The sequence below is a fragment of the Chryseobacterium proteolyticum genome (genome assembly GCF_046591535.1).
In the GTDB taxonomy this organism is placed as follows: domain Bacteria; phylum Bacteroidota; class Bacteroidia; order Flavobacteriales; family Weeksellaceae; genus Chryseobacterium; species Chryseobacterium proteolyticum.
Window position 1 is genome coordinate 1 of the sequence record NZ_JBJLWK010000010.1, and the last position, 24999, is coordinate 24999.

The 24999-nt window shown below is 34.0% G+C and carries 8 protein-coding genes and 2 pseudogenes; all 10 read right to left on the reverse strand.

All coding sequences use genetic code 11. The features are described from left to right. Positions 1-711, reverse strand: a 711-nt coding sequence (locus ACJ5H0_RS22690) for a condensation domain-containing protein (protein ID WP_411252135.1), incomplete at its 3' end; no start/stop codon positions are given. Further along, a complete protein-coding gene (locus ACJ5H0_RS22695; protein WP_411252141.1) occupies positions 698-1522 on the reverse strand; it encodes a condensation domain-containing protein in 825 nt (274 codons plus the stop codon). The genes ACJ5H0_RS22695 and ACJ5H0_RS22690, both read right to left, overlap by 14 nt. Further along, the gene (locus ACJ5H0_RS22700; protein ID WP_411252136.1) at positions 1509-1880 is read right to left on the reverse strand and encodes a TubC N-terminal docking domain-related protein; all 372 of its coding nucleotides are present in this window, start codon (positions 1878-1880) and stop codon (positions 1509-1511) included. Before ACJ5H0_RS22700 ends, ACJ5H0_RS22695 begins: the two co-directional genes overlap by 14 nt. Positions 1881-1975: 95 nt before the next feature. Beyond that, entirely contained in the window at positions 1976-2389 is a 414-nt protein-coding gene (locus tag ACJ5H0_RS22705; protein WP_411252142.1) for a phosphopantetheine-binding protein, read from the reverse strand. After that, positions 2369-3787, reverse strand: a pseudogene (locus ACJ5H0_RS22710) (non-ribosomal peptide synthetase); the annotation flags it as partial. The gene ACJ5H0_RS22705 and the pseudogene ACJ5H0_RS22710, both read right to left, overlap by 21 nt. After that, positions 3767-10456: pseudogene (locus tag ACJ5H0_RS22715) on the reverse strand (amino acid adenylation domain-containing protein); the annotation flags it as partial. The pseudogenes ACJ5H0_RS22715 and ACJ5H0_RS22710, both read right to left, overlap by 21 nt. A 26-nt stretch (positions 10457-10482) precedes the next feature. After that, complete coding sequence (locus ACJ5H0_RS22720) at positions 10483-15360, reverse strand: amino acid adenylation domain-containing protein (RefSeq protein ID WP_411252137.1); 4878 nt, start codon at positions 15358-15360, stop codon at positions 10483-10485. Next, positions 15323-16183 (reverse strand): condensation domain-containing protein, encoded by an 861-nt coding sequence (locus ACJ5H0_RS22725; protein ID WP_411252138.1) that lies wholly within the window; start codon positions 16181-16183, stop codon positions 15323-15325. The genes ACJ5H0_RS22720 and ACJ5H0_RS22725 overlap by 38 nt, the downstream gene beginning before the upstream one ends. Position 16184: 1 nt before the next feature. After that, positions 16185-20660, reverse strand: coding sequence for a beta-ketoacyl synthase N-terminal-like domain-containing protein (locus ACJ5H0_RS22730; RefSeq protein ID WP_411252139.1), 4476 nt, complete (start codon positions 20658-20660; stop codon positions 16185-16187). Between the two features lie 2 nt (positions 20661-20662). Beyond that, positions 20663-24999: amino acid adenylation domain-containing protein (locus ACJ5H0_RS22735; RefSeq protein ID WP_411252140.1), on the reverse strand; the 4337-nt coding region annotated here is incomplete at its 5' end.

Consider the following 24999-nt stretch of genomic DNA (forward strand, 5'->3'; position numbering starts at 1 on the left):
ATCAATTCGCTGTTGCGGATAATTTAAATCTACCGGCACATAGGCTGCTCCGGATTTCAGTACTCCCAATAAGCTAACAAGAAGGAATTCATTTCGCTCCAATTTAACTGCGATTAAATCGTCCGGATCAATAGTATAATGAGCTCTTAAATAAGCCGCCAGCTGATTGGCCTTTTCATTTAACTGCTGATATGTAAGCATACGATCTTCAAAGATAACCGCCGTATTCTCAGGTGTTTTAGCAACCTGTTCTTCAAATAAATCTACCAGGGTTTTATTCTGTGTATGAACAACCTTTGTATCGTTAAAGTCAATTAATAACTGCTTTTTTTCACTTTCTAATAAATATTCCAATTCGGATAATTTCTGATTTGGATGTTCCAATGAAGATTCAAGTAATTGTTTATAATGCTTCAAAAAGCCTTCTATCATTTCTTTGTCATAGACATCAGTATTGTATATCATCTGAAAAGAAATACAATCACCTACTTCCCGAAAAGTAATTTCCAGATCAAACTTTGATATTGTTTCTCCAAAATCAGTGACAGTGTTGGCCGTTTCTTCTGGAAGTATAACTCTACCAGGTTCTTGATTTCCATTTTGCAATACCATCATCACATCAAAAAGTGCGCTTCTACTAATATCCCCCTTCAGATTTAGGTCTTCAATCAACTGATCAAACGGGTATTCCTGATGCTCATAGGCTTTCAAAGTATTTTTTTTTAATGTTCTCCAAAAGTTCATCAAAACTTTCATTGGGGTTTACATTATTTCTAAGCGCCAAGGTATTTACATAAAATCCTATTTGATTCTCTAAATCTAAATGATCTCTCCCTGCTATGGGCGTCCCAATTATCAGGTCATTCTGTCCTGTATATTTATAAAACACAGCATTTAAACTGGAGAGAAGACCCATAAACAAACTTCCTCCTTTTTCCTGACAAAACTGTTTTAATTTTTGTGAGGTTTCTTTTGAAATATAAGTCCCCAATCGCTTGCCCTTATTGCCTTTTATTAAAGGGCGTTTATTTTTTGCAGGTAAATTTATTGTAGGTAACTCGCCGGAAAACGTATCACTCCAATAGGCTTTATGGGCCTGATGTGATTCTTTTTCCATTTGTTCCAATTGCCAGGCAGAGTAATCTTTGTACTGAATTTTTAAATCTGGTAATTCAACTGTACTTTCTTCTGTATATGATTTGTAATATGCTAATACATCTTTTACCAGCACATCCATAGACCAACCATCACTAATGATGTGATGCATATTATAGTAAAAAACATGTTTGTTTTCGGATAATTGAAGTAAAGCGGCTCTTAAAAGCGGTCCTTTTTCTAAATCAAACCGCTTGACTGAATCTTGCTGTAAATAGCTGCTAATGCCGGCATTCTGATCTTCAGACTTTGTTAAATCAACATAATCTATTTTGAATCCCAGTTCTTTACTCAGCAATACCCATTGATTTACTTCACCTTCTTCATTTTCTCTGAAAACAGTTCTTAAAATTTCATGTCTTTCTATCGTTGCATCTACAGCTTTTTTTTAAATTTTCAATCTTATAATTACCATCCAGAATTTTGTATGATGGAATATTATATGCAATTGAATAATCTTCAATCTGACTAACCAACCAAAGCCTTTTTTGGGCAGATGACAATGGATAAGAAGATTGTAATGGAACTGCTTTAATATTAAAATGACTTACTTTTTTCGCTTTGTACGTGTTTATATAATCAATTAACTTTTCTTTATGCAGTTTGATATCTTCTAACAATAAGGCATCAATTGCACCTTTTGGAGCCTTAATATCTAATTTTGAATCTACAACATCTATCTTAACGTTGAGTAGCTTTAGTTTATTAATTAAATTACTTATCATAAAATGTTTTAATTATAGTGGGTAGTGAATGTTGTTTTTAATGGCTCTTTAAAATCCTGTCTGCAGGGATATGAATTAAGAGCCATTATTAAGTTTTAGATAGAAATATTTTCAATTTCACTATCATCGTCATCTTCTAAAAACAAATCATTATTCACCCATAATGAGGTCTCTATTTCAACGGCCATTTTCTCAATGGTTGGATTACCGAATAGAGTAACAAAATTCACTTTCACATCGAATTCCTTACTTATTCTGGAAGTAAACTGAATTGCTTTAAGACTGTTAACTCCAAGCGTAAAGAAATTTTCATTAACTCCTACCCTGTCTCTCTGCAGCAGCTCTTCGCAAATTTCTGCCAGCTTTTGTTCAATTTCATTTCTTGGAGCAACATATTCTACTTTCTCCCGGAGATTTATTCCCTTATGATTTGTAAGTTTGCTTGTATCCAGTTTTCCATTTGAATTTATTGGCATCACATCCAATTGAACATACGTACCAGGCACCATATATTCCGGAAGATTATTAGATAAGAAATCATGTAAATCATTAACATTTTCTTCTTTTTGAGATACAAAATAGGCTACTATTTGCTGATCATTTTCAATATTTTCAACTGTAACTGCCACTTCTTTTATAGTATCTTTTAATGATAATTGAATTTCTATTTCTCCCAATTCTATTCTATAGCCACGAATTTTGACCTGATTATCTTTTCTGCCGATAAACTCTATTGTACCATCTGACAGCCATCTAACCAGATCCCCTGTTTTATATAGACGTTCTTCATTCTTAAATGGATGATTAATAAACTTTTCTCTGGTTAAATCCGGATTGTTAAGGTATCCTCTTGATAATCCCACTCCGGAAATACAAAGTTCACCAACAACTCCTATTGGCTGAAGCTGTAATTCTTCGGATAAAACAAAGACATTCGTATTGAAAACCGGTTTACCAATGGGAATGATATCTCTCTTACGGTCATTTAGATCGAAATAAGTAGTTACAACAGTATTTTCTGTGGGTCCGTAATTGTTATAAATCTTCAGATCAGTTGTCACGTTATTAAGTTTCAATGCCTCACCTCCGGTTAAAATAATTGTATCTACATTTAAATTTTGTGAACTCAGTTCCTCGCAAATCTTAGTTGGCAGATACGCATGTGTGATCTTATTTTCATTTAAAAAGTCAACTAATTTCAAAACATCATACCGTGTATCGTAATCTGAAATTGGATATAGACATGCCCCTGAAATCAAATATGGATAAATCTCCCATACCGAAGCATCAAATCCAATACCCGCAAATAAAGTTCCTTTGCTTAATGAATTTACATCGTATACTTTTGTATGCCAGAAACAAAGATTTACAAGACTTGTATGTTCAATCATTACTCCCTTCGGATTTCCTGTTGATCCCGAAGTATAGATAACATAGGCTAAACTATCTGGTTCTATATTAATCTTTGGTGCTTCTGAAAAAAGATCCTTTTCACTAATAAATGAAGCCAATAAATCTGAGCAAATGGTTAATTTACAGTTGCTATCCTTTTCAATATATTTGATACGCTGCTCAGGATAACTTAAATCAATTGGTACGTAAGCACTGCCGCATTTTAGCACTGCTAACAATGAAATTACCAGCCACTCGCTTCTATCTAATTTTACGGCTATCAAATCTCCTGATTGTATATCGTATCTTGATAATAAATAATTAGCCAATTGATTCGACAACTTATCTAAATCCTTATATGTAAACTGCTTTTGATCAAAAACAACAGCGATATTTTCAGGTGTTTTTATAACCTGTTCCGTAAATAAATCTACTATTGTTTTATGAGAAGGATAATCTGATTCTGTATCGTTAAATTCAATCAGTAATTTATCTTGCTCTAACTGCGGTAGAATATCAAGATTATTGATTTGGTTAGTTGCATTATCCAAAAAGGCAGCTAAGAAATTTTCAAAGTACTGCATCAAATCTTTCAATTGATGATTTGATCTTAATTTTCTTTTCTTTTTAATTGTTATCGAACAAAAATCACCTGTTAGGTTGATACTGAAATCTAAAAATGTGTTTGTGGATTCAAAACTTTTATAAGAAAACGTTTCATTTTCACGCTTAGACTGTGTTGCTTTAAATTCCTTATTCTCTGTAAGCTCATTTAAAACATGAAAATCAACATAATTAAAAATTGTATCAAAAAAAGGATTCTCATTGATCGCATTCTCCTCCATTAATTGGGATATATCAAATAATGAGATACGATCTTTCCCTTTTAGTTCTTCAAGATCTGACTGAATTGTATTGACATAATCAATCCAGGAAGACTCTTTAGAAAATGTATCTTTAAATCTAAACGGAACGGTGTTCAAAAAACATCCCATTAATTTTTCTCCATCTTCAACAAAAGGTCTTCTGTGCGAAACCAAACCTACAGTAATATCTTTTTTATAAGTTAAAAGACTTAAACAATAGACATACCCACTAAAAAAGAGTGCTTTAGGCGAAATTCTATTTTTCTTACAAATATTTACCAGTCTATTCTTAAATTCCGGACCGTAGGCTTTTGAAACTACATCTATTTGCTGCTCTTCAGTAAAAATATCCAATCTATTATAATCAGACATTTTATTTTTCCAGTAGGCTTTATTATTCTCATTTTTTCGTTCTAAAATATCCGATATAATACTATCACGCATGCTGCATTTTAGAGGTTCTGGGCGATAATTTTTATCGTTCTTTAGGGCGTCATATATTTTAAACAGTTCAATTCTTAAGCTTTTTTCACTCCATCCGTCCAATATTGCATGATGAAACTGTAATACAAAAATGATTTCAGTACTGTTTATCTGAAATATATTAATTCTCCATAATGGTGCCTGAGTAATATCAAATGGATTTTCTTCTCTCTCTTTTATGACAAAGTTTTGAAGATATTCTTCTTTATCCTTACTAATTTTAATGGTGCTCAGATCTTCAAATCCTATATTGATTGGAATTTCACGGTGTATAATCTGTACCTGTTGATCATACTCATACAGATGATATGAAGTTCTTAAGGTTTCGTGTTTTTCTACCAACAAATGCATTGCCTGCTTTAATAAATCTATGTCTATTAATGCAAATTGAAACAGAAACTGATCGTGATAGATCCCAAATTCTCCTTTGTCTCTCATTAACTGGCTGGTAAGAATCATACCCAATTGTATATCACTTAAAGGATAAACATTGGCTATATGATCAGCTGAAGGATGATTAGTTAAGATCGCATTTTCCAGATGGGTTAAATAAGCTTCTGCATCTCTGATTAATTTATCATCATTGTTATCTTTAGTTGAGATTTCTGACATAAACAGAGCCAATTCTTCGATGGTTGGGTTTTCATAAAATGATGCTATCTGAAATTGAATATCAAAAGCTTTTTTAATTTTACTTACCAGACGAATCATTTTTATCGAATCACCTCCAAGAGTAAAATAGTTATCTCTAATTCCTATAGTATCAATTTTCAGATCTTCCTGCCATATTAAAACCAACTGTTCTTCGGTTTCATTTTTTGGAGCAACATATTCTTCAAAAATCAGATTTGACGAACCAGGCTCTGGCAGGGATTTAGTATCAATTTTACCGTTTCCGGTTAAAGGGAAACTTTCTAATGTAATATACACATGAGGAACCATATAATCCGGAAGAACTTCCTTCAGACGACTTATTGCTTCTTTGTCACTAAAGTTTCCGCCATCAATAACATAAGCAATTAACTGCTTGCTAGCATTATCGTTTTCTTTGACTATTACAACAGCTTGTTTAACAGCAGAAAGCTGCTCCAGCTGATTTTCAATTTCTCCTAGTTCTATTCGATATCCTCGTATCTTAACCTGCTTATCTATTCTTCCCAGGTATTCAATACTTCCATCAGAATTCCATTTTGCCAAATCTCCGGTTCGATATAATCTTTCACCTTTGATAAATGGGCTGGCTATAAATTTTTCTGATGTTAAATCCGGTTTATTTAAATATCCTCTTGATACCTGAATACCTCCTATTAATAATTCTCCGGCAACGCCTACAGGTTGAAGTCCCATTGTTTTATTAACGATATACAGTTGTGTATTTGCCACTGATTTTCCAATACTCACTCCCTCAATCTGAGTATCAATTGCTGTTAAATCTATAGCTGTTACATCAATAGCCGCTTCTGTAGGGCCGTATAAATTATGAATATGCGTTGTTGTCAACTTTTCTTTAAAATGACAAACCATAGAAGAAGGTAACGCTTCCCCACTACACACAACATGTTTTAAATTCTGACATCTGTTAGTCTCCAGACTTTCTAAAAACATACCTAACATTGAAGGGACAAAATGAATAATTGTCACTTCTTTGTTTTCAATTACTTCCTGCAAATAATCCGGATCTTTATGTCCTTCAGGTCTCGCAATAATCATTTTACATCCAACAATTAAAGGCATGATTAATTCCCATACAGAAACATCAAAAGTGTAAGTTGTCTTTTGTAAAATAACTGAAGATTCATTAATATTTAAGTCATCACGCATCCATAACAGACGATTTAATAAACCTTTGTGTTCATTCAACACTCCTTTAGGATTACCTGTAGTTCCTGATGTATAAATACAGTAAGCTAACTGATCAGGTGAAAGACTCTCTTTTGGAGAATTCATAGAAAATAATCCATAGTTGAAATCATCCAAACTAATAACCTGTACAGAATCTATTTTATGAGCATGCTGTTTAGAACTCAGGACAAGTTTTGCCTGAGTATCTTCTACGATATAGTTTATACGCTCCATTGGATACTCAGGATCTACAGGTACGTATGCTCCTCCTGCTTTTATAACAGCAAGAATTCCAATCATCATTTCTAACGAACGATCAATACAAATAGGAATGAGTTGTTCATTTTCTACTCCCTGCTCTTTAAGATATTGAGCTAACTGACTTGATTTTTCATCTAATTCTCTGAATGACAGCTGTTCTTCTTCAAAAACTAATGCTACTGCATCAGGCTGACTGGCAACTTGTTCATGAAACAAATCCAATACCGTCAGTTCCAGATTATACCCTACTTCCGTATTATTAAACCCTTCTACCAATTCTTTTTGTTCCGAGGTTGTTAAGTAATTTAATTCGTTGAGAGTAGTTGATTCTATGATACTGTTTAGCAGCTCATTAAAATGAGAAGAAATCCTTCTTACATCAGCATCTGAAAGGATAAATGAATTATAGTTAAAATCCACTGCCAATTCTCTTTCAGTAGCGTGCCCTATTTTCAGGGTTAATGCATAGTTAGTCTGTTCTTTACCTTGAATATTTTCTATACTTAAGTCTGTTTTAACAGATTGAATGGCCTCCAAAGGATAATTTTCAAAAACCATAATGCTATCAAACAACTCTCCATTTACAGCACTTAATTTTTGTATTTGAGCTAACGAAGAATGCCCATACTCCTCTCTGGAAGTAGTAAACTCCATTTGTATACCAGTCAGCCAATTAATAATTTCATTATCATTTTTTATCGTAGTACATAGCGGAATTGTATTAATGTACAAGCCCACACGGGTTTCCACATCTTCTAAGTCAGCAGGTCTTCCAGAAATAACGGTTCCAAAAGCAACTGTTGAATTACCTGTATAGGAAGATAGCAAATAAGACCAGATCCCCTGAACAATGGTATTTATCGTTAAATGGTTTGCCAAAGCAAATGCTTCTAATTTCGCAATATAATCAGCATCCTTTTTTAAGATTAAATTCTGGGTGCCAAAAGTCTTAGTACGCTTTTTAGCATCACTTATAAAGGGTAATAAACTTGGAGCTTCAAGCTCTGATAAATATTTCTTCCAATATGAAAGTGTTTTTGATTCTTCTTTCGAGAAAATATACTTGATGTAATCTTTATAATTGTCTTTCTTCGATTTTACTTCCAGTACATTTTTATTGGCTAAATTTTGATAAGAAGACATAAATTCAGAAAACACAATGGGCATAGACCAGCCATCAAAAAGAAGGTGATGATGGGTAAATACTAATTTGGTACGATTGTCTTCAAGCCTTAATAATGTAATTCTGAATAATGGAGCCTGCTGCAGATCAAATAAGGTATTTGAATCAATATTTAAAAATGAATCAACCTCATTGAGTTGTTCCTCCTTATTCTTATTACGATAATCTATTACAGTAAGCGGCAGATTTACCTTATCATAAACACATTGAACCGGTATTCCTAAATTCTCGTAATAAAATGAACTTCTCAGAATGCTGTGTTTTTCTGTTAATAATTCCCAAGCTGTTTTAAAATGATCCGGAAGCAATTCTCCTACCATGTCAAAACTTAACTGAATTACATAAGCATTAGGATCCTGATCATATAAGCTATGGAAAAGCAGTCCTTCCTGTAAAGGACTTAATCTATAAATATCTTCTATATCATAAGAATGAGCGTTCTGTTTGAAATTTTTTAATTCTTCATAACTCACCAAACCATTCAATCCATAATCAAATGGTGTCTTGATACGCTCTGTTTTCCCTTCGCACAAAGCAATAATTTCAAGCAGAGTATCTTTAAAATCAGTAATAATACTGTTAATAGTTTCTTCTCTATATCTATTCGCATCGTAGCTCCATACAAAGCTTAAAACGTCTCCCATTAGGTTTCCGTTAATCGATATTTTATTTGATATTTTGTTTTCAGAGCCTATGCTTGCTCCTGCAGACTCTGGTGCAAAATCAAATAATCCTTTTTCGTTTTCCCCTGTACCAAACTGTCCTAAATAATTAAATACGATTTGCTCAACATCAATAGAAAGTTCGGATTGAATTTTTTTGTCAGAAGATAAATAACGTAAAACTCCATAACCAATTCCTTTATTCGGAATGCTGCGAAGGGTCTCTTTTGTTTTTATAATTGTTGCTGCGAGATCTTTTTCCTCAGCCTGTAATAAAACAGGATATAGTGAAGTAAACCAGCCTGCTGTTCTGCTCAGGTCTATCTCATCAAATAAATCCTCTCTTCCGTGCCCCTCTAAACCTATGATCATTTCAGATTTCCCTGACCATTTTGATAAACTTAATGATAATGCAGACAAGAGTAAATCATTAATTTCTGTACCAAAAGCATGATGACAATTTTGTACTAAACTTTTTGTCTGTTGTTTGGTTAATGAAATACTGCAATTATTCGTTTCCGCATACGTTGTAATTCCATCATAAGCAGTGTCCTGAGGCAGGATACTATTTTTTGCCGTTATGGATTTCCAGTAAGAAAAATCAGATAACAGTTCTTCTGAATGGGCGTATTCTTTCAATCGTTGCTGCCATTGGCGGTATGATGTTGTTTTTTCTTCTACAGATACCTCATTACCAGATAGTAAAGAAGTAATATAAGAAGACAAATCTTCAACCATGATACGCCAGGAAACACCATCTGTTGCTAAATGGTGTATCACCATAAATAGTCGGTTGAATTGATCTGATGAAGGGGTTTTTATCAGAACAAACTTTGCAATTTCTCCTCTCTCGATGGATAAGTTTTCCTGATATGAGTTACAGATATTGGTAATCTGCTGACTCGCTGATTCATCATTTTCTTTTATAAATTCTAAAGAAAGACCTGGAAAATCAGGAATAAAAATGCCTTGGTATCCCTCTTCATTCTGCTCGTATTTTAATCTTAGAACATCATGCTGCTTAACCAGATAGCCTACTGCTTTGTCAATTATTGCAGCATCAATATCTTTTGATACAGAAAATAATACAGATTGATTGTAATGGTTATGGTTATTAAATTTTCTTTCAAAAAAGTAATGATTTATTGGCAGCAATCCAACAGATCCTTCTAACAGGCCTTGCTCACTGATGGTGGCAATATCATTCTGTAGGTTTTTAGCAAGTTCCTGAATGGTTTGATACTTAAATATATCCCGTACTTTTACAATAATTCCTTTCTTTTTGGCTCTGCTTACGAGCTGGATTGCCATAATAGAATCTCCTCCCATTGAAAAGAAATTATCCTGAACACCTATCTGTTTTACTTTTAAAACTTCTTGCCAGATTAATGCTAATTCTATTTCTTCATGGGTACGTGGAGCTACATATTTTTCTGAAATTATTTCTGAAAAATCCGGATTAGGAAGCCCCTTTTTATCAATTTTCCCATTTCGGGTCAGAGGCAGAGATTCTAACCTGACATAAACCTGTGGAACCATATATTCCGGCAGTTTCTGTGTAAGTTTTTTAATAACCTCATCCTTATCGAAATCTGCACCAACGATGTAGGCCACTAAACGTTTCGAGGCATTCGGAGCTTCTTTTGCTAACACCACTACCTGATCTACTGTATTGATATTTTTCAGCTGTGTTTCTATTTCTCCAAGCTCGATACGATGTCCTCTTATTTTTACCTGATCGTCTTTTCTTCCGATATATTCTATTGTACCATCTGGCAGCCACCTTGCCAAATCCCCCGTTTTATAAGCTCTCTCTCCTTTTATGAAAGGGTTTTCTACAAATTTTTCTTTCGTTAAATCTGAACGGTTCAAATATCCCCTTGACACCTGAACACCGGATAAGTACAACTCCCCTACGACACCAATCGGAACGATTTTTCAGACTCACTTACTATATAACACTTTATATTACTTACGGGTTTGCCTATTGGAATTATAATTCCGGACCTATCCTTTGCATTAACAGTATGTATTAAAGAAGTGATTGAAACTTCTGTCGGCCCATATTTGTTAATAAAATTGACTTTATCACCCCATTTATTAGCTAAACTTACAGAGCAGTTCTCTCCTCCTGCGACCACACGTTTTAAATCAGGATATTCTTTTTTAGGAATAATTTCAAGAAAACTAGGGGTAGCATGCAAATGAGTGATTTTATTCTCCCGGATGTATTCTCCGATTTTTTCTATATCTCTTATCGTGTCATAGCTTGGAATAAATAGAGTTGCTCCAGTGGAAATACTAATAAATATCTGTTCTGCAGAAGCATCAAAAACATAATTAGAAAAAAGAAGTATTCTTTCTTTTTCTTCTAAAGAAAAATAAGCAATCTGATGTTGAATATAGTTACTTAATCCCCGGTGTTCCAGCAGTACCCCTTTAGGGTTTCCGGTTGTTCCTGATGTATAAATTGAATACACTAAGTTATCCATTGCTGGATGTTCAGAAATTGCTTCAGTAATAGAACTTAATGAATTTTCCTGATCCAGATATAGAGATTTTATCTCTTGTTTTATGTCAAGCAATTCAATTAATGAAGATTCTGTTACAATAATTTTCGCTTTTGTATCTTCTAAAATAAAATCAATACGGTCTTTCGGATTTGCAGGATCAATAGGTACATAGGCACCTCCGGATTTTATGATTCCTAATATCCCAACGAGCATTTCCAATGAACGATTTACACAGATAGGAACTAGTTCTTCTCTTTCCAATCCGCTTTCTATTAAAGAATGTGCTAATTGATTTGATTTTTCATCCAGTTCTTTATAGGTTAATTTCTTCTCTTCAAAAACTACGGCAACCGCATCAGGATTTTCTTTTACTTGTTTTTCAAATAAATCCAATACCGTTACATCAGAAAATTTTACATCCAACGCATTAAAATCATGCAGTAAAAGCTTTTCTTCTTCTTCAGATAAATAATCTACGGTATCAATACTTGTCTCACTATTTTTTAATAACGATTCCAGTAATTGCTTGTAGTGGTTCATCAACCCTTCAATCATATGCTGATCATAAACATCTGTATTGAATTTTACCTTCAATGAGATATAATCTCCTACCTCACCAAAATTAAAATCAAGATCGAATTTGGTTGCTATCGATCCGTAATCAACAATATTTTCTATGTTTGTTACTTCTCCTTGAGCTTGATTATCATTAACGTTATTTAAATTAACCAATACATCAAAAAGAACGCTTCTGCTTACATCTCTTTTTAATTTTAGATCTTCTACTAATTGATCAAATGGATATTGCTGATGCTCATACGCTTTAAAAGTTGTATTCTTTACACGTTCAAACAACTCACTGAAATTTTCCTCAGGATTAACCTGATTTCTCAATGCTATTGTGTTAACGTAAAAACCAATTTGATTTTCAAGGTCAATATGTTCTCTTCCTGCAACCGGACTTCCAATAATAAAATCTTCCTGAGAGGTATATCTGTAGAACAATGCATTTAAAGAAGCCACAAGCCCCATAAACAAACTGCCGCCACGATCCTGGGAAAAAGCTTTTAATTGCTGTGATAATTCTTTAGACAAATACGTTCCTAAATGTTTACCGTTATTCGTTTTTAATAAAGGACGTTTTTGCGATGAAGGCAGGTCTGTTAACGGCAGTTCGCCTAAAAACTGATTCATCCAGAATTCCTTAGAACCGTTTGTAGAGTCTTTCTCTAATTGCCATACGCTATAATCTTTATATTGAATGTTTAATGGCAATAAATCAGCTGTTTTATCTTCCTTATAAGCGCTATAATAGGCCATTACATCATTGGAAAGCACATTCATAGACCAACCGTCCCCAATGATATGATGCATATTGTAATAAAAAGCATAGCTATCTTCTGATAGTTGTAATAATGCAGCTCTTAATAACGGGCCTGTTTGTAAATTAAAGGGCTCACCAGCATCTTGTTTAAGATATTCCTTAATACTTGCTTCTTTATCTGTTTTTTCTCTAAAATCATAATAGCCGATTTCAAAATCCAGAGATTCACCGGATAAAATCCATTGTCTTATTTCTCCGGCTTCATTTTCTTTAAAAACGGTTCTTAAAATTTCATGTCTTTCTATCGTAGACTGTATAGCCCGCTTAAAACTATTACTATCAAAATCACCTTTCAAAATATGATAAGATGGCATATTATAGGCAATAGAATTTTCTTCGTCCTGACTTAAAACCCATAATCTATGCTGTGCATTTGATAAAGGATAACTTTCGGAAACGGCCGCTTTTTGAATTGACGCATGTCCTGATTTTCCAGACTGAGCGATCAGTTTTGCATGAGAAGTTAATGAAGTATTTTCGTACAATTCACTAAAGCCCAGCTTTACCCCAAAAGTTTTTTGATAGCTATTAATTAGCTTACCTATTTTGATACTGTGCCCTCCTAAATCAAAGAAATCATCATTAATACCAATTCGGGTACTATTCATTAGGGTTTCCCATATAGAAACTAAACTCTTCTCTAAATCAGTTGCGGGGGCTACATATTCTACTCCGCTCGATATATTGAATCCATCAGGATTAGGCAATGCTGCTTTATCAATTTTACCATTACTTGTAAGTGGCATAGACTGCAGCTGAATAAATGAATTCGGCACCATATAATTAGGAAGTCTTTGGGATAAGAAATCTCTTAATTCCGTAATCACTTCCTCCTGATTGGAAACAAAATAAGCAACCAGTTCCTTTCCTCCATCTGCCTCATAAACCTGAACTGTTACTTCCTGAATACCGTCTTTGTCCATCAGTTGGCTTTTTATTTCTTCCAACTCTATTCTATAACCCCGAATTTTTACCTGATGATCTTCCCGTCCTAAAAATTCTATTGTCCCATCCGCAAGCCATCTGCCAAGATCTCCTGTATCATACATTCTATCTCCTTCAACAAATGGATTGGATATAAATTTTTCTCCTGTTAAATCCGGACGATTTAAATAACCTCTCGCAACTCCTGCTCCACCTACATAAATTTTACCTGAAGCTCCCATAGGTAAAAGGTTTAAAGCTTCATCTAAAATATAAGCAAAACTGTTTGAGATTGGTTTTCCCAACGGAATTGTTGTATAATCCGAATGATCTATTTCGTATGTTAATGAAAAAGTAGTGTTTTCTGTAGGACCATATCCATTATTGATCTTTATACCCGGAAAGCTATTGAATACTTTTTTTACATGGTGCGGGGAAACAACATCTCCGCCAACAATTAACTGTTTTACATTTTTAAAAACCTCAATATTACTTTCGACAACGTAGCTAAACCAGGAAGCAGTCATCCAAAAACTGTCTACGTTGTTTTTATTGATAATTTCTTCCAGTTTCTCAGTCTGCAATAAATCATTCTGAGAAGCAAGGATGAGTCTTGCTCCATTTAATAAGGTTCCAAAATATTCAAAAATAGTGGCATCAAATGATATGGCTCCGGTACTTAACAGAATGTTTTTTTGATCTAAAGGGAAATAAGAACCGGGTTTTACAAGTCTTATTACACTTCTTTGCTCTACCATAACTCCCTTAGGCTGGCCGGTAGTTCCAGATGTATACATTACGTACGCTAAATCTGTCGGTGTATTTATTCTTTCCGGATTCGTATTTTTATACCTCTGGCTTTGCAGGACAAATGCCGAAAACCATTCTTCATCTAAAGTTACTTTACTATTGCTGTCTTTTTCTATGTAATCTATACGATCCTGAGGGTAATTCGGATCAATCGGCACATACCCTGCACCGGCTTTTAGTATCCCTAAAATTGCAATAATCAGGCTTTCACTTCTTTCTAATTTAATACCAATCAGATCATCAGCCTGAATAGTATAGTTTTCTCTTAAATAATCTGCAAGTTGATTTGAAAGCTCATTTAACTGATTATATGCTAATTCTTTGTTTTCAAAAACAACAGCTGTATTATCCGGTGTATTTTCAACCTGTTCCTCAAAAAGTTCAATGATTGTTTTATCTTTCGGATAAGCAACTTCAGTTGCATTAAAGTCTCTTAAAAGTGTTTTTGTCTCAGATTTTGATAGAAAGTTTATTTCATCAATTCTAATCTCAGGGCTTTTTACAACTTCTGCCAATAATTGTTTAAAATGGTTGATAAAACATACCATCATCTGATGATCATAAACATCAGTATTGTAAACCATTTCAAATTCCACAGGCCCTCCAACATCTTTAGCACTAACCTCTATATCAAATTTACCGATTGTTTCTCCAAAATCTATGATCTCATCTGATACTTCATTTACAGTACTCGTTTTGCTGTTTTCAAAATTATGTAATGTTACTATAACATCGAAAATTAAACTACGGCTCAGATCTCTTTTTAATTTTAGATCTTCAACTAAGCGGTCAAATGGATATCGCTGATGGTTATAAGCTTCTAAAGTGGTTGCTTTTACTCTTTGAAATAAATCTAGAAAACGGTCTCCTGATTGAATCTCATTTCTTAATGCTAAAGTATTCACATAGAACCCCATTTGGTCTTCAAGATCAATGTGATCTCTTCCTGCAACACCTGTTCCTAATATTAAATCTTTCTGAGAAGTATACCTGTAAAATAATGCATTAAGAGCCGTAACCAGCCCCATAAATAATACCCCATCATTATCCTGACAGAATTTTTTGAGCCCATCTGAAAGTTCCCTTGATAGATAAGTGCTCAGACGTCTCGCATTGTTTGTTTTAATTGACGGACGTTTTTTTTGAAGCTGGCAAATCAATAACAGGCAATTCTTTTGAAAATTGATTTAACCAATATTCTTTGTGTCCTTTTGAAACAGCTTCCTCCAGCTGTGATAACTGCCAGGCGGCATAATCCTTATACTGTATTCTAAGTTCCGGAAGATTTGCATCTCTGTCTTGCTGATATGCTTCATAATATGCTAAAACATCACGGGACAAAATATTCATAGACCATCCGTCACTTATAATATGATGCATATTATAATAAAATACATAGCTGTCATTTGAAACCTGAAATAATACTGCCCGAATTAATGGCCCCTGAGCTAAATCAAAAGGCTTAACATTGTCTTCTTTTATGTATTGTCTTACTCTAAACTCTCGGTCTTCCTCTTTTCTAAAATCGTGATAATCAACAGTAAAACCCAGTTCTTCTTTAGATAAAATCCATTGACGTATTTCTCCAGATTCATCCTCTCTAAAAACTGTCCTTAAAATTTCATGTCTTTCTATTGTAGAAAATATTGCTTTTTTGAAATTTTCTATATTGTAATTTCCATCCAATACGATATGCATGGGCATATTGTAAGCAAGGGATGTCTGGCTGAATTGACTTAAAATCCAAAGTCTCTTTTGAGCATCAGATAAAGGATAATTTGAAAGTTTATCAACCAATTTTATTTCCTCATATTTTTTATTACCTGAATATTTATGTAGAAATTTAATTAATTGTTCTTTGTTAGCTTTAATTCTTTCCAGAGTATCTTTTTCTATTTCATCATCATAACTTAACTCCAGCTTATCACTTACCAATGAAAGATAAATATTTTTACTTTCTAACTCTTTTATTAAATCTATCATCTTATATCTCGGTTTTATATTTTTTTTCTTTACTATTTTTCTGCATCTCGATTAACTTATTAACCATATCAATTTCTTTGGCAAGCTCTTTAATATTAGGTTTCTCAAAAAAATCTTCAATTGCCAGTTCTACATTAAACGTTTTGTAAATGCGGTTCGATAATGTGATTGCCATTAATGAATTTCCGCCCAGTTCAAAGAAATCATCCTCAGTACCAATATTTTTATAGCCAAATAACTCTTCAAACAATTCACTTAATTTCTCTTCAACCGGCGTATCAGGTTTAGTATATGTATTTGTTAAACCGGATCTATCAAATTCATCACTTATCATTTCTGCCGGATTCTCAGTGTTTTCATCCGGATTTGGTTCTAATTGATCGACCCATTTAGACAGCCTTTTATCCAGACTGCTGATAGAGATAATAATTTGAGGAATATTCTCTATGGATAAAACTCTCTCGAAAACATCTATAATATTTAATGAAGTTAGTAATCCACTTTTCGGATTTTCCTCAAAACTCAATCCATCATAGTTAACACTTATACTGTTGGAAATTTCCCCGGTATACGAGAAGTAATCCATAAAAGTATTTGCTGATGCGTAAGCCCCGAATTCCTTTCCTCCTAATATTGAAGATAATGAGGACGAAAACAAACAAAAATCCAACGTCCTGTCCTTAAATACCTTTGCAAGTACCTGTACACCCTCCACCTTCGGTTCAAACTGCTTTTCACAGTCTTCCACTTTCAAAAAGTTAATACTTCTTAAAGATTTACCTTTAATAATTCCGGCGGTATGAATAATTCCATTGATCTGTCCATAGACCAGTTCGCCTTGCTGAATAACTTTTTGGACATCTTTTAAATTATTAATGTCTGCATGATAGTATTGTACGTTTCCTAGCTTTTCTAAGGTTTGCAGACGGTCATAATTAACTTGTTTTTCACTGTCAACTGTTGATGAAAGAACTGTTCTTCCCAGTAAGATTAAAGATGCATTGTATTTTTCCAGTAAATATTTTGCGTGAACAAATCCTAAGTCTCCCAAGCCTCCGGTAATTAAGTAGACTCCTCCGTTTTTTATTTTTGTACTGCCTTCCAGTGGTTTTTCTATTTGGATCGGATTATAACTTCTTGTCCATCTGCTGTTTAAACGATATGAAACAAACTTATCAAAAACTTTTGCCTGAATTTCACGAGTAATATTTTCAACGATTTCAGCTTTATCATCTGTAGGTACAACATCAATATTTCTACAATTAACCAGAGGGTTTTCCTGCGTAATTACATTGATTAAGCCTAAGTTTATCGATTTAAATGAATCTGCATTTTCATTACCAAGAACTGTTTGCAGATTACTGGTTACCACTGCGAAATCCAAGGCTTCTTTTTGCTCCAGTTCATGAATGTTTTTAGCTATATGCAGTACACTATAAAAACCTAGTTCTTTATAAATTTCTTTATCGATGCTTTTTGATATTTCATCGATATTGAATAAATGAATAATATGGGTAAGTTTTATTGTTTGATTTTTTAGATCTGCGAACAGCTTTTCATAAGTACTATAATCACTGATATTCAATTCATACTGGAAGTCAGATTTTTTCTGAAAATGATCTCCCTTTCTTACTTCAATTATTTTATCTGATTCTTTTTTTATTTTTTGTACTAATGATTCTCCATAGCCAGAATCATCCATAAAAATCAAATAACATTTCTCTGTAGATTGATGATCAACATTTTTAACTAATCTTGATGCTTTCCAGGAAGGTTCATAAAACCATTCTGAGATCGATTTCTTATCATTATTAAAATCAGAACCTGTCAGTTTTTCAAACGGATTAACATGAGAAGCAAAAACATGTTTGTCAAAACTATAAGTAGGTGCCGGCATCTTATTACGTGTTTCATAAGAGTAATATTCTCTCCAGTTGATATCAATCCCTGTACTCCATAAATACCCTAAGGATTCTGCCAGTTTCTGATTGTCATCCTTTGTTTCTTTCGGATGCCTTATTAAACCTACTGTTAAATTATTTCCTTTATAATTTTCATTGAGCTGACAAAAAGTGGACAAAGCCTTTCCAGGACCTATTTCTATGAAGACAGAATCTCCTTTTTTTAATAAATAGTCAATCCCATCCGAAAAATTAACCGTTTCTCTTAAATGTCTGACCCAGTATTTGGGTGACATTGCTTCTTCAGGAGAAATTTCTTTTCCGGTAAGGTTGGATATAAATGGATGTTGTGGCCTAGAGAAATTTATTTTAGAGAGCTCATTTTCATAATCATCCAATATAGAATCCATCATTTTTGAATGAAAAGCATGAGAGGTTTTTAATATGTTATATGAAATCCCCTGTTCTGCCAATACTTTTATAAACTCCGCAATATCATTTTTGCTTCCTGATACTACTACAGAATTTTTTGTATTTAAAGCCGCAACTGATATCTCATTATTGATGTAAGGTTTTACTGTCTCATAAGATAATCCAATCTCCAACATGTCCCCTTCTTCTACTTTACTCATCAAAGAAGATCTTTTTACAAGGATGGATAATCCATCTTCAAAAGAAAACACTCCGCTTATACAAGCCGCTACATATTCACCTAAGCTATGTCCTATCATATATTTCGGTGATATTCCCCATTTCAATAACAAGCTTGCAAAAGCATATTCAATTAAGAAAAGTAAAGGCTGGGTGTATTGTGTTTTATTGATTAAAAGCGGTTCAATTTTATCACCGTTCTCATAGCCTATTATGGCTTTATAATTTTCTCCGGTAAGATTTTTTAAAATTTCAAACCCTTTGTCCATCAAAACCCTGAAATCCTGTTCCTGCAAATACACCTCTTTTGCCATATTAAAATATTGGCTTCCCTGACCAGAAAACATAAAGACTACATTTCTTTTAAGTTGCTGTTTGGCAGTATTTACCTGCTCTTTTAATCTGGAGAGTACTTCATCTTTATCTTTAAAAACCACAAAGTTTCGTTGTGCAAATGATTTTCTGCCCACTTTAAGAGTATACACTAAATCTGCTAAATCAATATTCTCGTTATTCTGTAAAAACTGATGAAGATTAGCCTGATAATGACTTAATGAAGATTGGGTTTTTGCAGAATATACTAATAACTGATACGGTCTTGATTGACCTGATTTACTCAAAAGGGGTGGTTCTTCCATCACAACATGAGCATTTGTACCGCCTATTCCAAAGCTACTTACCCCTGCTCTTAATGGATGTTCTCCGTTGCTTTTCCATTCTTGTAACCGGGCATTCACATAAAATGGTCCCGAATTAAAATTGATATCAGGATTAGGCTTAGAAAAATGTAATGTTGCGGGTATCTGTTTCTTTTTTATGGCCAAAGCAGTTTTGACAAAGCCTGCTATTCCGGCTGCTGCATCTAAATGCCCCATGTTCGTTTTTACTGAACCAACAGCACATTTGTGAGTTGTATCGTAATTAAAAGCTTTGTTTAAAGCTTCAATTTCTATGGAATCTCCTAATTTGGTCCCAGTCCCGTGTGCTTCCATATAACTGATTGTATTTGAGGAAACATTTGCCAGCTTATGAGCCAGCTTGATACAGTCAGATTGTCCCGTCACACTTGGTGCCGTATATCCCACTTTTCCTTTTCCATCATTATTGACTGCGGATGATTTTATAACAGCATATATGTGATCTCTGTCTCTGACAGCATCTTCTAAACGCTTAAGAACGATTACTGCTGCTCCGTTACCCCCAACTGCTCCTGAAGACTTTTCATCAAAAGCTTTGCAATGTCCGTCTTTTGAAGCGATCATTCCTTCTTCATAAATATATCCTTTGCTTTTTGTACTGTCAATGCTAACTCCTGCTGCCAAAGCCATAGAACACTCTCTTAAAAGTAAATTTCTACAGGCGATGTGAATAGAAGACAATGAACTTGAACAAGCGGTATCAATAAAATAACTAGGCCCTGTTAAATCTAAATTATAAGATAACAAAGTATGAGCAAAGTTTTTATTTATTAACTTCTGCTGATAGAATGAATTAACATTTTTGTTGGGATTAACTCTGTTATTAATTATCCAATTCAGGTTTTCTGACATCGAAACATAAACTCCCACTTTTTCTTTATAAGAAGATATGTCATATCCTGCATCTTCAAATGCAAGCCAAACCTGTTCATGCAATATTCTTGTTTGAGGATCCATACAATCTGCCTCATTTTTCGTATATCCAAAAAATGAATAATCAAAAGAGCCTGCATTCTCTATATCTGCATTTACTTTAATATAATTAGGATTAGCAATAAGTTCTTTACTTATCCCAAGATCTGATAGTTCGTCATCAGTATAAAAATGTAGTAATTCGTTTTCATTGGCCAAATTTTCCCAAAACTCATCCGGAGTATTTGATTGAGGAAATTTGCACGATATTCCTATTACCGCAATATCTTTTTTATTAATCTCTTCTTTTTTCATGATTATTCGTTCATTAAATTAATTATCTCATCAAGGTCTTCATAGCTGGCTTCTTCCTGAGGTTCTGTTGTTCCAGACTGGTTAAAGAAGTGCGATGTTAATTCACTAATATTCGGATATTGGAATAATATTATCGGCTTAACTTCTATCTTGAATTCCTGGGAGATTCTATTTATAAATTTGATAAGTTTTATAGAATTCATTCCCAGATCAAAGAAATTGTCAATTGTACTGATCTTGTCTTTATCCAATTTTAGTTCTAAGCTTAATATTTCTATCAATCTTTCTTCAATTTCATTGACAGGAGCTACATACTCAGATTCCGTTTTTAGGCTTGATTTATCAGGATGTGGAAGTGCTTTTTTATCCAGCTTTCCGTTTCGGGTTAAAGGGAATGTATCTAATTGTACATAATAAGACGGAATCATATAAGCTGGGAGCCTCTTCAATAAAAAGCTTCTTATTTCTGACACGTTTTGTTCAGTATCTGAAATTAAATAAGCCACCAATTCTTTGTCTTTATCCGAATTTGATATAACGGTAACGACAACATTACTGATATCTTCTTTTGATTTTAACTGAATTTCGATTTCTTCCAACTCTATCCGGTAGCCATTAATTTTAACCTGATCATCTATTCTGCCCAGGAATTGAATATCTCCATCAGGAAGCCAACGGCCTAAATCGCCTGTTTTATATACTCTTTTTCCTGCCAAAAACGGATTAGAAACAAATTTTTCTGCGGTTAAATCCGGACGGTTTAAATACCCTCTAGCCAAGCCTGAACCGCCAATGCAGATTTCCCCTGTAAGTCCTTCTGCCTGTAAGTTAATGAACTCATCTACAATATAAATCGAGGTATTTGAAATTGGACTGCCTATTGAAATGATTTCGTCCTGAGATCTCACTTCATAAACGGTACAACCCACGGTTGTTTCTGTTGGACCATATTCATTAATGATTCTAATCTCCGGATTGATGCTTTTTAATATCGCAATGTGATCTTTTCTAAGTTCTTCCCCTCCCACTATTGCCAGCTCAATTTTGTTTGATTTCAATCCTAATCCATCCAGAACACTGATATGCGCCGGGGTCAGCTTTATGCAGGAAATATCACTCTCCAAGTATTTTTGAAGAATATCCACCACATTGCTGTTTGGATCTGTTATCTGTAAACTTCCCCCGCTTATGAGTGGTAAAAACACACTGGTAATTGTTAAATCAAATGATAATGAAGTAAACAGGCCAAAGTTTGTATTAGTTAAATCCTCCGTTAAATAATAATCTTTACCCCAAACAAGATAATTGGCCATAGCGCTATGCTCAATCATTACTCCCTTAGGATTCCCCGTGGTACCAGAAGTATATATTATATAGGCTAAATCTGTTGCCCGGCTGTTTACTGGATTATTTTCTTTTGAATACTTTTCCTGAACAGCGATAAAATCCTGTATAAAAGCATGATCTATTATCACCTTACTCTGACTGTCTTTTTCTATATACTCAATTCTCTCTTTTGGATAAGACGGATCGATCGGAATATAGGCTCCTCCTGATTTCAGTACTCCTAAAACAGCAACAATCATATGTTCATTTCGCTCAAGCTTAATACCAACAAGATCGTTAGGTTTAATACCAAAGTTTTCCTTTAAATAGCTTCCAAGCTGATTGGCCTGCTGGTTAAGTTCTTTATAAGTCAGGTTGGTTTGTTCACAGATAACTGCTACATTATCCGGTGTTTTTAGAACCTGTTCTTCAAATAATTCGATTACTGGTTTATCTTGCAGATAATCAACCGCTGTATCATTAAAATCGAGTAATAATTTATTTTTCTCTTCTGATGATAAATAATCAATTTCTTCTAATGGCAGCTCTTCCACTCTACTGAACTGCTCTGCTATATTGGAAAAATGATTACAGATATTTTCTATATGATGAGATTCAAAAACAGCTGAATTATAGTTAAAGTCAATTCTTAAGGATGATTCTAAAGGCAGTACTATAATATTGAAATCATAATTTGACTGCTCAAATGCCTCAATTCCGGTAATGGTTATTTTATCTTCTTTCTCGTCATATAAATCTTTAAGCTCTTCTCCGATACTTTCCTGAATCAGATAATTCTCAAAGACCATTAAATGATTAATAAGATCCATACCCAAATCGCTCTCAGATTGCACTTCAGACAAATTAAGATAATGATGAGATGTACTTACCAAATTTTCGGAATGTAATTTTTGAAGGAATTTTTTTGCAGTCTCCTCCTTTTTATATTGTACTCTTACCGGAATAGTATTGATAAACAACCCAACCATTTTCTCTACATCTGATAATTCTCCCGGTCTTCCAGATACTACTGCACCAAAGACAACATCAGTGGTATTGTTGTAACGGGAAAGTAAATATCCCCAGACCCCTTGAGTAAAGGTATTTAATGTGATAGCTGATTGCTGGCATAATTTTTTGATCGCCAAAAATAAATCTCCTTCAAGGGCAAGGCTTACTATTTTAAACGGATTTCCACTAACTTCTTTTTTATTATTGATGAAAGGGAGTTGGGTTACGGAATCCATGCCTTGTAAATAGTCCCTCCAATAGCTTAAAGATGCATCTTTATTAATTGCAGACAACCACTTAATGTAATTGGAGTATTTCGTTGGTTCCGGTAAATTAACAGGTTGATTATTACTCAATGCCATTAAAATACTGTAGAAATCGTTTAGTAAAATACTAATACACCATCCATCCATTAAAATATGATGATGGCTCCAGATAAACTCATAATCTCCTTCTCCTAAATCCAGCACCTGCAAACGCATCTGGCTAGGTCTTTCAAAATCAAAGATGATTGTTTTATCCAGTTCTTTTATCTCAGTCAGATAACCTTCAATATCTTCAATTCCGGTAATTTTTTTGCTCGTGAATTCGATTTCACCAGATTTGTGAACAACCTGTAAAGGAGTTCCTGCATAGTTATTGGTAAAACTGGTTCGCAGAATGGCATATCTGTTCACTAATTCATCATAAGCTTTTTCTACAACAGCAATGTCCAGATCTTTTGAATGTAACCTATAAGAGGTCTGCTCAAAATACATATGACTTGAATTATCTATCAACCAGTGATAATACAATCCTTGCTGCAATGGTGAAAGCTCATAAATATCCTCAACATTGTTATCTTTATTAAGCTCCGCTAAGTCTGAATAGCTTAATTCATTATACGTTAAATCAGATGGTGTTAAACGATTTTCTTTAACTTCTGATAATGTTTCGATAAGATTGGCCAGCTCTGTTTCGTAGGCAGCAATGAATTTGGCCATTGTTTCATCGCTAAAAATATTTCCTGAATAACGAATAGACATATTAAGCTGGTCAGAAACCATCATTCCGGAAACATCAAGTAAGACTTCACTTGAACTATTGGAAGCATCTGATGATCCTCCTATGCTTTCCGATGAGAATTCAAACAGGGATTCACCTTCTTTATTTGCGCCCACATTACTGCCAAAATCTCCTAAATAGTTAAATTGGATACTTGGAACAAGTTCATTGTCAAAACGTTTGTCCAGATAATTCAGAATCCCATAGCCAACTCCTTTATTAGGAACCTTACGCAATGATTCTTTAACCTTGATTAATTCATAACCTTTTGATGATGATAAATCCAATACGAAAGGATACACACTGGTGAACCAGCCCACTGTTCTTCCGATATCAATACCATCAATGATTTCCTCACGGCCATGGCCTTCCATTTTCAGAACACTCTTATCAGTCCCAAAAACAGTTTGAACGGCCAGTCCAAGTCCTGTTAGTAAAATGTCATTGATCTCAGTATTATAAACATGATGAACCTGTGTCTGAAGCTTTTCTGTTAAAGATTTATCAAGAATAAAATAAGAAGATTTATCTATTACAGCATTTTTTTCAATCTCCTGATAATCTCCTGCTAACAAAGCAATATTTTCTTTTGATACTTCATCCCAATACAATCGCTCTGACTGCATCTTTTCGCTTTTAGCATATGCTTTCTGAGCCGAAGCCCAACGCTGAAAAGAATCTGTTTTTAAAGGCAGATTAATTGGTCCATTTCTTTGGTAGGATTCATACAAATGAGATAAATCTTCAAACAAAATACGCCATGAAACCCCATCAATTACAAGGTGGTGAATAATAAGCGCTAAACGGTCTCCGTCTGACATCCTGAAATGTCCAACATGGAACAAAACGCCTGATCCAATATCAAATCCTGACTGCAGATCATTACCAATGCTGCGCAATGACTCTAACTCAACTTCTTTGGAATCTGACCGTAAATCATAAAAACTGATCTTATAAT

What these genes read in the sequence shown, in the direction of transcription:
- ACJ5H0_RS22700 (WP_411252136.1), bottom strand. Translation starts at nt 1,880, where the DNA reads ATGATAAGTAATTTAATTAATAAACTAAAGCTACTCAACGTTAAGATA.
- ACJ5H0_RS22705 (WP_411252142.1), bottom strand. Translation starts at nt 2,389, where the DNA reads ATGGTGCCTGGTACGTATGTTCAATTGGATGTGATGCCAATAAATTCA.
- ACJ5H0_RS22725 (WP_411252138.1), bottom strand. Translation starts at nt 16,183, where the DNA reads ATGATAGATTTAATAAAAGAGTTAGAAAGTAAAAATATTTATCTTTCA.
- ACJ5H0_RS22730 (WP_411252139.1), bottom strand. Translation starts at nt 20,660, where the DNA reads ATGAAAAAAGAAGAGATTAATAAAAAAGATATTGCGGTAATAGGAATA.